The organism is Saccharothrix texasensis, from assembly GCF_003752005.1.
Lineage (GTDB): Bacteria > Actinomycetota > Actinomycetes > Mycobacteriales > Pseudonocardiaceae > Actinosynnema > Actinosynnema texasense.
Map to the genome: position 1 here is coordinate 1,780,062 of NZ_RJKM01000001.1, position 13,901 is coordinate 1,793,962.

11 protein-coding genes are annotated in these 13,901 nt (G+C 73.7%); 4 read left to right on the forward strand and 7 right to left on the reverse strand.

Annotated elements, in window-relative coordinates:
* Positions 1 to 102 precede the first annotated feature (102 nt).
* Positions 103 to 885, forward strand: coding sequence for an IclR family transcriptional regulator (locus EDD40_RS06545; protein ID WP_123742086.1), 783 nt, complete (start codon positions 103 to 105; stop codon positions 883 to 885).
* An 87-nt stretch (positions 886 to 972) separates the two neighbouring features.
* On the opposite strand, the gene EDD40_RS06550 is transcribed toward EDD40_RS06545, so the two are convergent.
* The 6 genes from EDD40_RS06550 to htpG all read right to left on the reverse strand — a co-directional run bounded on the left by EDD40_RS06550 (position 973) and on the right by htpG (position 8,196).
* Positions 973 to 2,460, reverse strand: a complete 1,488-nt coding sequence (locus EDD40_RS06550) for an acyl-CoA synthetase (RefSeq protein ID WP_123742087.1) — start codon at positions 2,458 to 2,460, stop codon at positions 973 to 975.
* 44 nt (positions 2,461 to 2,504) lie between these two features.
* Positions 2,505 to 3,809 carry an MFS transporter gene (locus tag EDD40_RS06555; RefSeq protein ID WP_123742088.1) on the reverse strand — a complete coding sequence of 435 codons (1,305 nt, stop codon included), beginning with the start codon at positions 3,807 to 3,809 and terminating at the stop codon, positions 2,505 to 2,507.
* Positions 3,810 to 3,819: 10 nt separating this feature from the next.
* Positions 3,820 to 4,278 (reverse strand): MaoC family dehydratase, encoded by a 459-nt coding sequence (locus EDD40_RS06560; RefSeq protein ID WP_123742089.1) that lies wholly within the window; start codon positions 4,276 to 4,278, stop codon positions 3,820 to 3,822.
* Positions 4,275 to 5,168: an amidohydrolase family protein gene (locus EDD40_RS06565; RefSeq protein WP_123742090.1), complete on the reverse strand. Its 894-nt coding sequence runs from the start codon at positions 5,166 to 5,168 to the stop codon at positions 4,275 to 4,277. The genes EDD40_RS06560 and EDD40_RS06565 overlap by 4 nt, the downstream gene beginning before the upstream one ends.
* A gap of 1 nt (position 5,169) precedes the next feature.
* Positions 5,170 to 6,081, reverse strand: a complete 912-nt coding sequence (locus EDD40_RS06570) for an SDR family oxidoreductase (protein ID WP_123747812.1) — start codon at positions 6,079 to 6,081, stop codon at positions 5,170 to 5,172.
* Between the two features lie 294 nt (positions 6,082 to 6,375).
* Entirely contained in the window at positions 6,376 to 8,196 is a 1,821-nt protein-coding gene (gene htpG, locus EDD40_RS06575; protein ID WP_246038299.1) for a molecular chaperone HtpG, read from the reverse strand.
* Positions 8,197 to 8,382: 186 nt separating this feature from the next.
* Between htpG and EDD40_RS06580 the strand changes: the two genes are divergently transcribed.
* From EDD40_RS06580 to EDD40_RS06590, 3 genes are read left to right on the forward strand one after another with little or no spacing between them, the layout of a single operon-like run.
* A complete protein-coding gene (locus EDD40_RS06580; protein ID WP_123742092.1) occupies positions 8,383 to 10,041 on the forward strand; it encodes an RNA ligase family protein in 1,659 nt (552 codons plus the stop codon).
* On the forward strand, positions 10,041 to 12,698 hold the full coding sequence (locus EDD40_RS06585; RefSeq protein WP_123747813.1) for an RNA repair domain-containing protein: 2,658 nt from the start codon (positions 10,041 to 10,043) through the stop codon (positions 12,696 to 12,698). Before EDD40_RS06580 ends, EDD40_RS06585 begins: the two co-directional genes overlap by 1 nt.
* Before the next feature lie 34 nt (positions 12,699 to 12,732).
* Complete coding sequence (locus EDD40_RS06590) at positions 12,733 to 13,320, forward strand: nitroreductase family protein (RefSeq protein ID WP_123742093.1); 588 nt, start codon at positions 12,733 to 12,735, stop codon at positions 13,318 to 13,320.
* 55 nt (positions 13,321 to 13,375) lie between these two features.
* Here EDD40_RS06590 and EDD40_RS06595 read toward each other — a convergent pair whose 3' ends face one another.
* A complete protein-coding gene (locus EDD40_RS06595; protein WP_123742094.1) occupies positions 13,376 to 13,807 on the reverse strand; it encodes a PPOX class F420-dependent oxidoreductase in 432 nt (143 codons plus the stop codon).
* Between the last annotated feature and the right edge of the window lie 94 nt (positions 13,808 to 13,901).

The window sequence follows — 13,901 nt, forward strand, 5'->3', positions numbered from 1 at the left end:
GCGGCCGTTCGCCAGGATCGACTTCCACTGGGTGAAAGTGGCGGTGAATCCGAACCGGACTCGACGTTACGGTCGACGTCCGGCGTTCGAAGGAGAAGCTGCATGGCGGTCGACCGCGACGCGCCCCGGCGCTCGATGGCCGGGCGGGCGCTGGCGTTGCTGGGCGTGTTCGACGCCGAGCACCCGCGGCTCAGGCTGACCGAGCTGGCGCGGCGCGCGGACCTGCCGTTGCCGACGGTGCACCGGCTGGTCCGCGAACTGGTGTCGTGGGGCGCGCTGCAACGCGACGCGGACGGGAGCTACGGCATCGGCCTGCGGCTGTGGGAAGCGGCGACGCTGGCGCCGGTGGCCGGTCGGCTGCGGGAGGTCGCCCTGCCGTTCATGCAGGACCTGTACGAGGCGACGCGCGAGAACATCCACCTCGCCGTGCACGACGGGTTCGACGCGCTGTACGTGGAGAAGCTCGCCGGTCACCGCTCGGTGCCGATCGTCTCCCGCACCGGGGCGCGGCTGCCGTTGCACGCGACCGGGGTCGGCAAGGCCCTGCTGGCCCGCGCCGACCCCGCGTTCGTGCGCGCCTACCTCGAACGCCCGCTGCTGCGCTGCACCCGTTACACGATCACCGAGCGGGCTCGGCTGGCGCGTGAGCTGCGGGCCACGGCCGCTCGCGGGTTTGCGCTGACCAGCGAGGAGATGACGCTCGGCTCGTGCTCGGTCGCCGTCGCCATCCCGGCGGACGGGCAGGAACCGCCCGGCGCGCTGGGCATCGTGGTCCGCTCCGTGCGCACCGACCTGCACCGCCTCGTGCCGGACCTGCGTGCCGCCGCCGAGGCGATCGGGCGGCGGCTGGACGACCTGGCGCACCGCGCGGTCCGGTCGACCTGAGGGTTCAACCCGGGTGTCCTGAACGTAGGACACCCGGGTTCCGAACGCAGGACACGCCTGTTCTGGAGGTAGGACACGCGCGGCGGCTCAGGGTTGGGGCAGTTGGCGCAGGGCGGCTTTGCGGACCTTGCCCGAGCCGGTTCGCGGCAGCCGGTCCACCAGGTCGACGTGCACCGGCACCTTGTACTTGGCCAGCCTGGTGAGCAGGAACGCCCGCAGCTCCTCCCGGGACGGCCCGCCACCGCCGGCGCACCGCACGAACGCCCGCCCGACCTCGCCCCACCTGGGGTCCGGGACGCCGATCACCGCGGCCTCCACCACGTCGGGGTGGGCGACCAGCGCGTTCTCCACCTCCGCCGGGTAGACGTTCTCGCCGCCGGAGATGAACATGTCCTTCAGCCGGTCCACCACGCGCAGGTGGCCCTCGTCGTCGAACTTCCCGACGTCGCCGGTGCGGAACCAGCCGTCGGGGGCGAACGCGGCGGCGGTCGCGCCGGGGTCGCGCCAGTAGCCTGGCGTCACGTTCGGGCCGCGCACCAGCACCTCCCCCGGCTCGTCCGCCTCCGCGTCCACGCCGTCGTCGCGCACGACCCGGACCTCGCCGAAGAACACCGGCACCCCCGCCGACCCGACCTTGCGGACGCTCTCCCCCGCTTCCAGGAACGTCGCGCCGGGCGCGGTCTCGGTCAGGCCGTAGCCCTGGCAGAACGTCAGCCCCCGCTCCTGGTAGGCGCGGATCAGCGAGTCCGGCACGGCCGCCCCGCCGCACAGCAGGTGCCGCAACGACGACAGGTCGGCCGTGGCCCAGCGCGGTGACGCGGCCAGGTCGGCGTACATCGTGGCCACGCCGAACGTCAGCGTGACCCGTTCCCGCTCGACGAGGTCGTACACCAGGTCGACGTCCCACGACGAGGTGAGCACCGCCGTGCCGCCCTTGATGAACGTGGGCAGCAACGTCTGCGCGAGCGCGGCGACGTGGAACAGCGGCGCGGACACCAGGGTGCGCTCGGTGCTGGTGACGTCCACGCCCACCAGCAGGTTGTAGGTGTTCCAGATCAGGTTGGCGTGCGTGAGCATCGCGCCCTTCGGGCGGCCGGTCGTGCCGGACGTGTAGAGGATGAGCGCCACGTCGTCGGGCGCCACCACCTCGTCGATCGGCGCGACGGCGCCCTCGGTCAACCACCGCTCGTAGCTCGGACCCACCGCGACGACCACACCGGTGAAGGCCGAACGGGCGACCTCCGCGCACTGCGGCGCGCACACCAGCACCGACGGCGCCGAGTCCGCCAGCACGTGCGCCACCTCGGGGGCCGTGAGGCGGGAGTTCACCGGCACGAAGATCGCGCCGAGCACGTGCGCGGCGAACATCGACTCCACGAACGACGGGTGGTTGGGGCCCAGGTACGCGACCCGGTCGCCCCGGCGCACGCCGGCCTCGCGCAGCCGGTGCGCGAGGCGCGTGACGCGCTCGGCCAGCTCCGCGTAGGTCAGCTGTCCGGAGTGGACGATCGCCACCCGGTCCGGCGACATCAGCGCCCGCCGGTACGGCCAACTCCCGAGCCCCGAGTTCCGCACTTCGGTCCTCCTGTCACGACTGGGGCAACCAGCTCGGCAACAGCTCAGGAAACGGCGGCCGCCCTGAGGTCTCGTGCGCCGGTTTCCTTCAACGCCAGCACGCACACCACGGTGAGCAGGCAGAACGCGGCGATGGTCGACGAGATGAGCGTCAGCCCCTGCCCGCCGGTGGCCCGCTGGATCGAGGCGAACAGCAGCGGCGCGACGCCCGCGCCCAGCCCGGCGACCTGGTAGCCGAGGGACGCGCCCGTGTAGCGGTTCTCGGTGCTGAACAGCTCGCTGTAGAGGGCCGCGAGCGGCCCGTACATCATCGGGTGGATCACGCCCTGGCCCAGCACCAGCGCGACCGTCAGCAACACCGTGTCACCGCTGTCCACCAAGGGGAACAGCACGAACGCGTACGCGCCCATCGCGACCGCGCCCGCCACCACGACCGGCCGCCTGCCGAACCGGTCCGACGCGGCCGCCCACCCGAGGATGCCCACGACGGCGCAGACGGAGGACAGCGTGAGCGCGTTGAGCACGGTCTGGCGCGCGTGACCGGCCGCCACGCCGTGCGCCAGGACGAACGTCGTCAACGTCGACTGCGAGACGAACGCGGCCAGCCCCACGCCGATGCCCAGCAGCAGCACGCGCGGGTGGTCGCGCAACACCTCCACCACCGGGGCCCGGCGCTTGACGCCCGCGTCCCGCACGGCCCGGAACGCCGGGGTCTCCTCGACCCGGTGCCGCACGAACAGCCCGACGCCGAGCAGCACCACGGAGATCAGGAACGGGATGCGCCAGCCCCAGTCCAGGAACGCCCGCTCGCCCACCAGCGCGGCGGTCGCCGTCAGCGCCAGCGTCGACAGCACCATCCCGCACGGCGCGCCGGCGTTGGTGAACCCGGCCCACAGCCCGCGCCTGCGGGTGGCGTGCTCGGCGGACATCAGCACCGCGCCGCCCCACTCGCCGCCGACCGCGATGCCCTGCACCACGCGCAGGACGACGAGGCCGACCGGCGCGAGCCAGCCCACCTGGGCGTAGGTCGGCAGCAGTCCGATGAGGAAGCTGGCCACACCCATCAACGCCATGGTCAGCACGAGCATCCGCTTGCGGCCCAGCAGGTCGCCGAAGTGTCCGAACAGGACGCCGCCGAGCGGGCGGGCCAGGTAGCCGGTGGCGAACGTGCCGAAGCTCGCGATGACGGCCACGAGCGGGTCGAGGGAGGAGAAGAAGACCTTGTTGAACACCACGGCGGACGCGGTGGCGTAGAGCAGGAAGTCGTAGTACTCGATCACGCTGCCGATGAAGCTCGACGCGACGGCGCGGCGGAGTTGGACGTTGGGCGCGTCCGGCTGGTTCGACATGGTGGCCCCCTCAGGGGTAGTGCCGGTACACGGCGCGCGCGACGCACGCCGGTTTTTCCGAGCCGTCGATCTCGACGGTGAAGTCCAGCACCAGCTGGACGCCGTCGCCCGCGACCTCGTCGACCGAGACGACGCGGCCCGCGAGCCTGATCTTGTCGCCGACGCGCACCGGGCTGGGGAAGCGCACCTTGTCCAGCCCGTAGTTGACGCTCATCCGGACGCCCTCGACCGCCAGCAGCTCCCCGAACATGGGGATGATCAGCGACAGCGTGAGGTAGCCGTGCGCGATGGTGCCGCCGAACGGTCCCGCGGCCGCCCGCTCCGGGTCGACGTGGATCCACTGGTGGTCGTCGGCGGCGTCGGCGAAGGTGTCGACCCGGTCCTGGGTGATCTCGCGCCACCCGGTGTGCCCGAGGTCGTGCCCGGCCAGCGCGAGGAGCTCCGCCGGTCCGGTGACGGTGGTGGTCATGTGCGCTCCGAGTCTGTCGTGTCGAGGCCGAGCAGCCTGGCCGCGTTGTTCTTGAGGATCTTGGGGCGGACGGCGGGCTTGAGGTCGAGCGCCTCGAAGTCCGCCAGCCAGCGGTCCGGGGTGATCACCGGGTAGTCCGAGCCGAACAGCACCTTGTCCTGCAGCAGCGAGTCGGCGTAGCGGACGAGCTGCGGCGGGAAGTACTTCGGCGACCACCCGGACAGGTCGATGTGCACGTGCGGCTTGTGCGTGGCCACCGCCAACGCCGAGTCCTGCCACGGGAACGACGGGTGCGCCAGGACGATCCGCAGCTCCGGGAAGTCCACCGCGACGTCGTCCACGAGCATGGGGTCGGAGTACTTCAGGCGGATGCCGCCGCCACCGGGGACGCCCGCGCCGATGCCGGTCTGCCCGGTGTGGAACACCGCCGGCACGCCGAGCTCCTCGATGGCCTCGTACAGCGGGTAGGCCATCGGGTCGTTCGGCGCGAAGCCCTGGAGGCTGGGGTGGAACTTGAAGCCGCGCACGCCGTGCCGCTCGACCAGCCTGCGCACCTCGCGCGCCCCCGCGCGGCCCTTCCAGGGGTCGACGCTCGCGAACGGGATGAGCACGTCGGGGTGCTCGGCGCAGTTCTCCGCGACCTCCTCGTTCGGGATGCGCGGGTGGCCGGTGGCGTGCTCGGCGTCGACGGTGAAGACGACCGCCGCCATCCGCCGCTCCCGGTAGTACGCCGCGGTCTCGTCCACTGTGGGTTGGCGGTGGCCGTGCGCGCCGAAGTACTTCGCGGAGGCGGCCAGCAGCTCGGGGCTCAACGACGGGTGGCCGTCCCTCGACACCTCCGCGTGGGTGTGGACGTCGATGGCCACCAGGTCGTCCAGGGCGAGGGTCATGTCAGGCCGCCGGCGGGGTCGGCGCGGGGATGCCGTAGGTCTCCGGTTCCACGCCGACACCGGTCGCCCACGACTCGGCGATGGTGTCCGCGGTCCACCCGCCGTCGGCGAGCGCCACCGCCTTCTCCCGGGGGTGCGCCCAGAGGGCGAGCCGGTCGCCGCCGATGCCGATGGCCTGCCCCGTGACGTGCCGCGCCGCGTCGGAGGCCAGGTAGACGATCAGCGACGCGACGTCCTCCACCGTGCCGAGGCCCTCGTCCCGGCGCAGCCAGTCGGGGAACGGCGCGCCGGTGCGCTCGGCCTCCTCGATGACGGGCGCGAACGCCGGGATGGTCCGGGTCATCTCGGTCGCGGCGACCGGCACCACGGCGTTGACCGCGATGTCCGCGCGGGCCAGCTCCAACGCCCAGGTGCGGGCCATGGCGACGATGCCCGCCTTGGCCGCCGCGTAGTTGGTCTGCCCGAAGTTGCCGCGCTGGCCGGCGGGCGAGGAGATCAGCACCAGGCTGCCGCCCCGGCCCTGCTCCCGCATCCGCACCGCCGCCGCGCGGGCGCAGGTGAACGTGCCGCGCAGGTGCACGTCGAGCACCGCGTCGAAGTCGTCGTCGGACATCTTCCACAGCACCCGGTCGCGCAGGATGCCCGCGTTGGCGACCAGGACGTCCAGCCCGCCGAACTCCTCGACGGCGGCCTCGACGAGCCGGTCGGCGGTCCCGGTCGGTCCGACGGGCGCGACCACGGCGACCGCGCGTCCCCCCTCGGCCGCGATCGCCTCCACGACCGCGCCCGCCGCCTCGGCGTCCACGTCGTTGACCACGACCGCCGCCCCCGCCCGCGCCAGGGCTTCCGCGTACGCCCGGCCCAGGCCGCGGCCACTGCCGGTGACCACGGCGACCTTCCCTCGCAGCTCCATGACGGCGAACATACGGCAGTTTCGTGACGGCGGTCCAGAGTCTGCCCAATATCAGTTCGGCGGTCGTCGCCCACTTCGGGGAGCGATGTCGGCGAGGTGTCGGGAGCGACCGGCGAGCGCGCGGCGACCACGGTCGGGGTGCGGCGGGAAGGGTGCACGCCCGACCGGTGCGGGTCGTGCCGCGCGCGGGCGGCCGGGCAGTCCGGCGGAGACGACGCGGGCGGCCGGCGTCGTGCGGACGAGGGCAACCGGTGTCCGGCGCGGTGGTGGGAGCCACCGCGCCGGACACCGGGCTCAGAGCGCCCGCTCCAGGTGGTCCGACATCAGCCGGACGAAGCGGGACGGGTCGGGCAGGTCCCCGCCCTCGGCGAGCAGCGCCATGCCGTGCAGCAGCTCGGCCGACTCGGCGAGCGACGCGTCGTCCCCGCCGCGCTCGGCGAACGCCTGGCGCAGCCCGGCGACCAGGGCGTGGTCGGGGTTGAGCTCCAGGATCCGCTTGACCGGCGGCAGCTCCTGCCCCATCGCCCGGTACATCTTCTCCAGCGTCGGGGTCAGGTCGTGCGCGTCGCCGACGACGCACGCGGCCGACGTGGTGAGGCGCGAGGACAGCCGCACCTCCTTGACCTGGTCGGCCAGGGTGCCCGTCAGCCAGGCCAGGAAGTCGGCGAAGTCCTTCTGCCGCTCCTGCGCCTGGGCCTTCTCCTCCTCGGTCTCCAGGTCGACCTGCCCCTTGGCGATCGACTGGAACGTCATGTCCTTGTACCCCGGCACCGCGTCGACCCACATCTCGTCGATCGGGTCGGTGAGGATCAGCACCTCGAAGCCCTTGGCCCGCAGCGCTTCCAGGTGCGGCGAGTTCTCCACCGTGGCCCGCGAGTCGCCGGTCATGTAGTAGATGTGCCGCTGGTCGTCCTTCATCCGCTCGACGTACCCCGCGAGCGTGGTCGGCTTCTCCGCGTCGGCCGTCGAGGCGAACGAGGCGATGTCGAGGATGGCGTCGCGGTTGTCGGGGTCGGCGAGCAGGCCTTCCTTGACCGCGCCGCCGAACTCCCGCCAGAACGTCTCGTACGACTCGGGCTTGTCGGCCATCATGCCCTTGACGGTCGAGAGCACCTTCTTCACCAGCCGGCGGCGCACCTGCTGGATCTGGCGGTCGTGCTGCAGCAGCTCGCGCGACACGTTGAGCGTCAGGTCCTGGGCGTCCACGACACCCTTGACGAACCGGAGGTACTCCGGCATCAGCTCTTCGCAGTCGTCCATGATGAAGACGCGCTTGACGTAGAGCTGCACGCCCCGCTTGCGCTCGCGCATGAACAGGTCCAGCGGCGCCTGGGACGGGATGAACAGCAGCGCCTGGTACTCGAAGACGCCCTCGCCGTGCATCCGGATCGTCTCGAGCGGCTTGTTCCAGTCGTGGCTGACGTGCCGGTAGAACTCGGCGTACTCGTCCTCGGTGACCTCGGACGCGGGCCGCGCCCACAGCGCCTTGCGCGAGTTGATCGTGGCCGGCTCCGCGCCGTCCTCCTTCGCCATCCTGATCGGCCAGGTGATGAAGTCGGCGTACCGCTTGACGACCTCGGTGATCTTCGCCGTCGACGTGTAGTCGGCGAGGTGGTCCTCGGGGTCGGCCGGCTTGAGGTGGAGGGTGACGGAGGTGCCCTGCGGCGCGTCCTCGACGTCCTCGATCGTGTAGGTGCCCTCGCCGGTGGACTCCCACCGGACGCCCTCCGCGCGCGGGTGCCTGGTCACGAGCGTGACCTTGTCGGCGACCATGAACGAGGAGTAGAAGCCGATGCCGAACTGGCCGATGAGGTCCTGCGAGGCGGCGGAGTCCTTCGACTCCTTCAGCTTCTGCAGGAACTCGGCGGTGCCGGACTTGGCGATCGTGCCGATGAGCCCGATCACGTCCTCGCGGGTCATGCCGATGCCGTTGTCCCGGATCGTGAGGGTGCGCGCCTCCCGGTCCACCTCGATCGCGACGTGCAGGTCCGACGTGTCCGCGACCAGGTCCTTGTCCCGGAACGTCTCCAGCCTGAGCTTGTCCAGCGCGTCGGAGGCGTTGGACACCAACTCCCGCAGGAACGTGTCCTTGTTCGAGTAGACCGAGTGGATCATCAGCCGCAGGAGCTGACGCGCCTCCGACTGGAACTCGAGCGTCTCCACGTTCGTCCTTTCTCTTCGACCTTCGTCGAATCGTCATCGTATCCAGTCGCCCGGCCGACCGGGACACCGCCGAAAACCGGTCGATGACCCGGCCAGGTGATCTCTATGGTTCACCCGAATCCAGTGGTGGGAGGGGTCATGCGCACGCCGTACCCGCGCACGCCGCACCTGCCGTGGTCGCCCGGCGCGTCGGCGGACGACGTGCGGGTCGCCGACCTGGACGCGATGCGCGGCCGTGAGGTGGTGGTCACCGAGAAGCTCGACGGCGAGAACACCACCCTCTACGCCGACGGTGTGCACGCGCGGTCGCTCGACTCGGCGCACCACCCGTCCCGGTCGTGGGTCAAGGCGCTCCAGGGCCGGATCGGGGCGCGGGTGCCCGGCGGGTGGCGGATCTGCGGCGAGAACGTCTACGCACGTCACTCGATCGGCTACGCGGACCTGGAGAGCTGGTTCTACGGGTTCTCCGTCTGGGACGGCGACCGCTGCCTGGACTGGGACCGGACCGCGCGGTTCCTGCGCGACCTGGGCGTGCCCGTGCCCCCGGTGCTGTGGCGCGGGGTGTTCGACGAGCGGGCGCTGCGCCGGCTGCGGGTGGACACGGCGCGGCAGGAGGGGTTCGTGGTGCGGACCGTCGACGGGTTCGAGCGGGCCGACTTCGGCCGGCGGGTGGCGAAGTGGGTGCGCGCGCACCACGTGCGGACCGACGCGCACTGGATGGCGGCGCCGGTGGTGGAGAACGGGCTCGGGCCCGGCTCCGTGCTGTGGGACGTGCGGTCCGGCGCGCCGTTCGACGTGTCCGCGCTGCTCGACGCGGTCGGGATCGCGGGTGACGCGGAGCCCGCGGCGGCGGTGGCGGCGCGGTCGACCGGGGAAGCCCGCCTGGTCGGCGTGCTGGCGGCGGCGGCGCACCGGCTTCGGCGCGGCCGGGTGATGTCGCTGCTCGCGGGCCCGGTCGGGGTCGGGGTGGCGCGGCGGGTCGGTGACCTCGTGGGTCTGCACCGGCTGCTGCACGAGCCGTTTCCGGACGACGCGCGGCGGGCCGGGTTGCTGCGCTTCTCGACGGCGGTGGACCTCGACGTGCTGCACGCCGTGTCGGCCGCCGTCGCGCCCGACGCGGACGCGCGCGACCTCGTGGCCTGGTCGGCCCTGCACGCCGAGGACGTCGGGTCGTTCGACCGGCTGCGGTCGGGGCTGGGCGTGCACCCGGGCCCGGCCGCCGACCGGTGCTGGGCCGAGGCGCGGGACGCGAGCGTCCGGGCCGGGCGGGTGCTGGACGTGGCGGAGGCCGTCGCCGCGACGTGGCGGTGGCGGTCCGGCGACTTCCCGTCGTTGGTGCACCTGGTCGGGTTGTCGGGCAGCGGCAAGTCGACGTTCGCCGCCGGGGTGGCGGCGGACGCCCGCGTGTCGTTGGACGACCTGCGCGAGGAGGCGGGCGACCGGGCGGACCAGCGGGTCAACGGCCGGGTGCTGCGGGCGGGGCTCGACCGGCTCGACGCCGCCCTGCGCGCGCACCGGACCGTGGTCTGGGACGCGACCTCGCTGGCCGGGCCGCAACGGGCGGTGGTGCACGCGGTCGCGCGGCGGCACGATGCGATGGTGACGCACGCGGTGGTGCTGGTCGACGAGCGGGAGGTGGCCCGGCGCAACGGGTCGCGGGCGCACGCCGTGCCCGCCGCGGTGCTCGACGCGCAGGCCCACCGGTTCAGCCCGCCGTACCCGTGGCAGGCCCACCGGACCTGGTACGTCGGCGCGGGCGGCGCCGTGGACGACGCGGACACCGCCGGGGAGCCGTGATGCGCACCAGCGAAGAGGTCTACCACCAGGTCCGCTGGGACCCGCGGTTCGACCCGGCGCGGTTCGTGCTCGGCGTGCAGCAGCGCGGGGCGCGGCCCGAGCGGGTGGCGCTGCCCGCGTTCACCCCGGGCGGCGAGGTGCCGTGGCACCGGGTGCTGTTCGTCGAGGCGGACGGCGAGGTGGTGTGGGACCGGGCCACCGGGCTCGACCGCGTCGGCGAGTCGGGCGCGGGACGGGTGCGCGCGCCACGCCGCCTGCGTGCGCCGGTGTTCACCGCGAGCACTCCCCACGCCTGGGACCCGCTGCACGGCTGGACACCGACCCGCACCCCCTCGGCCCCCCGCGAGGTCGTGCCGCCGGAGCAGCGGCCACCCACCACGGTCCTCACCTGGAACGTGTTGTGGGACCGCTACGACAGCGACCGCATCGACACCGCCCGCCGCCGTCCCCTGCTGCTCGGCGAGCTGGCGGTGGCCGACGCGGACGTCATCGCGTTGCAGGAGGTCGAGCCCGACCTGCTCGCCGCGCTCCTCGCCCAGCCGTGGGTGCGCGCCCGCTACACCCTCGACGTGGACCCGACCGGGCCGGACGTCGACCGCACCGGCCTGCTGGTGCTGAGCAGGCTGCCCGTCCTGGAGGCCGCCCGGTTCCCGCTGGGCGCGCACAAGGCCGTCGGCGCGATCGTGGTCGAGACCGGCGACGGGCCGCTCGTCGTCGCGGCCACCCACCTGACCAGCGACCACACCGCGAACGGGTCGGCCAAGCGGCGCGCCCAGCTTGGGCGGGTCGCGGAGGCGTTCGCCGGGGTGGTGGGCGACGTGGTGCTGGTCGGCGACTTCAACGACGGCAGCCGGCGGCCGGCCGCCGCGCTCGGGATGCGGGACGCGTGGCTGCAGGCGCGGGACGACGAGCCGCCGACGTTCGACCCGGTGGTGAACCCGCTGGCCGCGGTGTCCTCGCTGACCGGCCGGCGGTCGCGGCTGGACCGGGTGTTCCTGCGCGGCGGGTTGTGGTGCGCGGGCGCGGAGCTGGTCGGCGACCGGCCCGTCGACGGCCTGTTCGCCTCCGACCACTACGGGGTGCTGGCCCGGTTGACGCCCGCCGGGCCGGCCGCCGGCGCGCTCGACCCGTCGCCGACGCCGCGGACCGCCGTGGTGTGGCTGCCGGGGCCGTGGGGGGACGTCGAGCGGGCGCGACAGGAGCACGACCGCCGATCCGACCACCGGCCGCCGCACGTGACGCTGCTGTCCGGGTTCGTGCCGGAGTCCGACTTCGACCGGGCCGTGCCGCTGCTGGCCGAGGCGGTCGCCGACGTGCCGCCGTTCCCGGTGCGGGTGGACGGCGTGCCGCAGTCCGGGCGGGGCGTGGTGCGGCTCGACCCGGCCGCGGCCGGGCGCACGCCGTGGGCGGCGCTGCACGACGCGGTGCGGCGGCCGTTCCCCGCCTGCCGGACCGGGGGCGACTTCACCCCGCACCTCACCGTCGGCGGGTCGGCGCAGGCGGCCCGGACGATCGGCGCGCGGTCGGACCGGGTGGACGAGGTGGTCCTGCTGTCGAGGCGGGGCGACGGCCCCATGCTGCCCCGCGCGGCGATCGCGCTCGGCACCGGCGAGGTGCGGTGGTTCGAAGAACCGGCCACCGCGCCCGGACCGTCGTTGGACGCGGTGGCCGACCGCGTCACCCGCGCCCTGTCGGCCGTGCTGGACGTGGTGCACGTCGTCGGTTCGCGGCGGATGGGCTGCGGGCTGCCCGACGCCGACCTGGACCTCGTCGCCGAGGTGGCGCGGCCGGCGGCGGTGGCCGGACGGGTGGCCTCCGCGCTGCCCGGCGCGGTCGTCCGGCCGGTGGTCGGCGCCCGCTCGCCCGGTGTCCGCCTGGTCGTGGACGGGCTCGGGGTGGACCTCGCGGTCGCCGCCGGCGACGGGGTGGCGGTGAGCGCGGTCGGTGACGCGGAGGCGGTGACGGCGGCGGTCGCCGGTCGGCAGGAGGACTTCGCGCGGCTCGCGCGGGCGGTCAAGGCGTGGGCACGGGCGCGTGGCCTGGACTCGGCGCCGTTCGGCGGCGTGCCGGGGCTGGGCTGGTCGGTGCTCGCGGCGCGGACCGTGCGCGAGTGGGACGGGCCGGACCTGCTCGCCGGGTTCTTCGGGACGTGGGCGGCGTGGGACTGGCGCGACCCGATCGGTGTGACGACGGCGCCGGGCCGCACCGGCGCGCCGGTGACCATCATGACGCCGGCCGCGCCCGTGCGCTCGTGCACCGAGCAGGTCGGCCCGGGTTTCCGGGACCTGCTGACGGCCGAGCTGTACCGGGCCTGGGAGATCGTGTCGGCCGGCGCTCCCGGGCTGACCGCGCCGCCCGACGCGCACCGGACGCACGCCGCGTGGGCGCTGCTCACCGTGCCGCACGAGGTGGTCGGGCCGGTGCGCGGCCGGGTGCGGGCGTTGCTGACCGCGTTGGAGGTGGCCGGGACGCCGGACGCGCACGCGTGGCCGCGACCGGTCGAGCGGACGGCGGACGCGGTCCGGTACGCCATCGGGCTGGGCCGGCGCCCGGTGTCCGCCGCCGTGCTCGCCGATGTGGTTGCCTCGTGGCGGAGCGGGCTGCGCGGCGTCGACGTCGTCCGGGTGGGCAACGGCGACGTGCCGACGTTGCGCTGAGCCGTCGTCGGTCGACCGAGGAGGCGGGGTTCTCGTGGAGTTCCAGGACGTGGTCCGGCGCAGGCGGATGGTGCGGGAGTTCACCGACGAGCCGGTGCCGGACGAGAGCGTCCGGCGGATCATGCGCAACGCGCTGCGCGGCCCGTCGGCCGGGTACTCCCAAGGTCAGGCGTTCCTGGTGCTGCGCGGTGAGGAGACGGCCGGGTTCTACGAGTCGGTCGGGCAGCTGTGGGCCACCGACACGGTCAGGACCGCGCCGGTGATCGTGCTCGCGTTCGCGGTGAAGGACGCCTACCTGGACCGGTACGCCGAGCCGGACAAGGGGTGGACCGACCGCGCCGAGGACCACTGGCCGGTGCCGTTCTGGTACGTCGACACCGGGATGGCCGTGCTGCTGATCCTGCAGACCGTCGTCGACGAAGGGCTCGGCGCGGTGTACTTCGGCATCGGCGAGGACGACTTCGACGAGGTGCGCGCGAGGTTCGGCGTGCCCGCGAACCACGTGCCGGTCGGTGCGATCGCGATCGGGCACGGCGCCGAGGAGACCGTCTCGGCGGGCGCGTCACCCCGGACGCGCAAGCGCCGGCCGTTCGAGGACGCCGTGCACTTCGGGCGCTGGTAGCCCGGCTCGGGCGCTCCCGCCCGTGCGGTTCCGGTGAACCGCACGGGCGGCGCGGTCAGTTGACCTTCTGGCCGTACACCCGGTCGACCTCGATCGTCACGAGCACCCGCCGCTCCGCCACCATGACCGACCGGTACTCGGCCCAGTCAGGGTGCTCGCCCGCGGCGAGGCGGTAGTACTCCACCAGCGCCTCGACCTCCGGCCCGTGCGGGTCCGCGCCGGGACCGGTGATCGTGGCCGTGCCCTCGACCGTGGCCCACTCCCAGCCGTCCTCACTGGTCACCTCCAGCGCCACCCGCGGGTCGCGGCGCAGGTTCGCGACCTTGGCGGTCCGGTCCGTGGTCGACACCCGGATCACGCCCGCGCCCTGGTCGTAGGAGGGCATGATCGGGGAGAGCTGGGGGCGTCCGTCGGCCTTGATGGTCGCGAGCACGCCGATCCGGCTCTTCGCGAGCAGCGCGTGCGGGTCGAACCCTGAGTCGGTCATGCCGGCACCAACCCGTGGCCCACCGTCGCCTATTCCCACCTCTCGCCACTCTTTCGGGTGAATGACGGGGAGTCCTGAGTGGACCGCTCGCGCA

Coding starts and splice junctions, on each gene's coding strand:
- EDD40_RS06570 (WP_123747812.1), bottom strand. CDS start 6,081: ATGGAGCTGCGAGGGAAGGTCGCCGTGGTCACCGGCAGTGGCCGCGGC.
- EDD40_RS06585 (WP_123747813.1), top strand. CDS start 10,041: ATGCGCACCAGCGAAGAGGTCTACCACCAGGTCCGCTGGGACCCGCGG.
- EDD40_RS06595 (WP_123742094.1), bottom strand. CDS start 13,807: ATGACCGACTCAGGGTTCGACCCGCACGCGCTGCTCGCGAAGAGCCGG.
- EDD40_RS06555 (WP_123742088.1), bottom strand. CDS start 3,809: ATGTCGAACCAGCCGGACGCGCCCAACGTCCAACTCCGCCGCGCCGTC.
- EDD40_RS06560 (WP_123742089.1), bottom strand. CDS start 4,278: ATGACCACCACCGTCACCGGACCGGCGGAGCTCCTCGCGCTGGCCGGG.
- htpG (WP_246038299.1), bottom strand. CDS start 8,196: ATGATCCACTCGGTCTACTCGAACAAGGACACGTTCCTGCGGGAGTTG.
- EDD40_RS06565 (WP_123742090.1), bottom strand. CDS start 5,168: ATGACCCTCGCCCTGGACGACCTGGTGGCCATCGACGTCCACACCCAC.
- EDD40_RS06580 (WP_123742092.1), top strand. CDS start 8,383: ATGCGCACGCCGTACCCGCGCACGCCGCACCTGCCGTGGTCGCCCGGC.
- EDD40_RS06545 (WP_123742086.1), top strand. CDS start 103: ATGGCGGTCGACCGCGACGCGCCCCGGCGCTCGATGGCCGGGCGGGCG.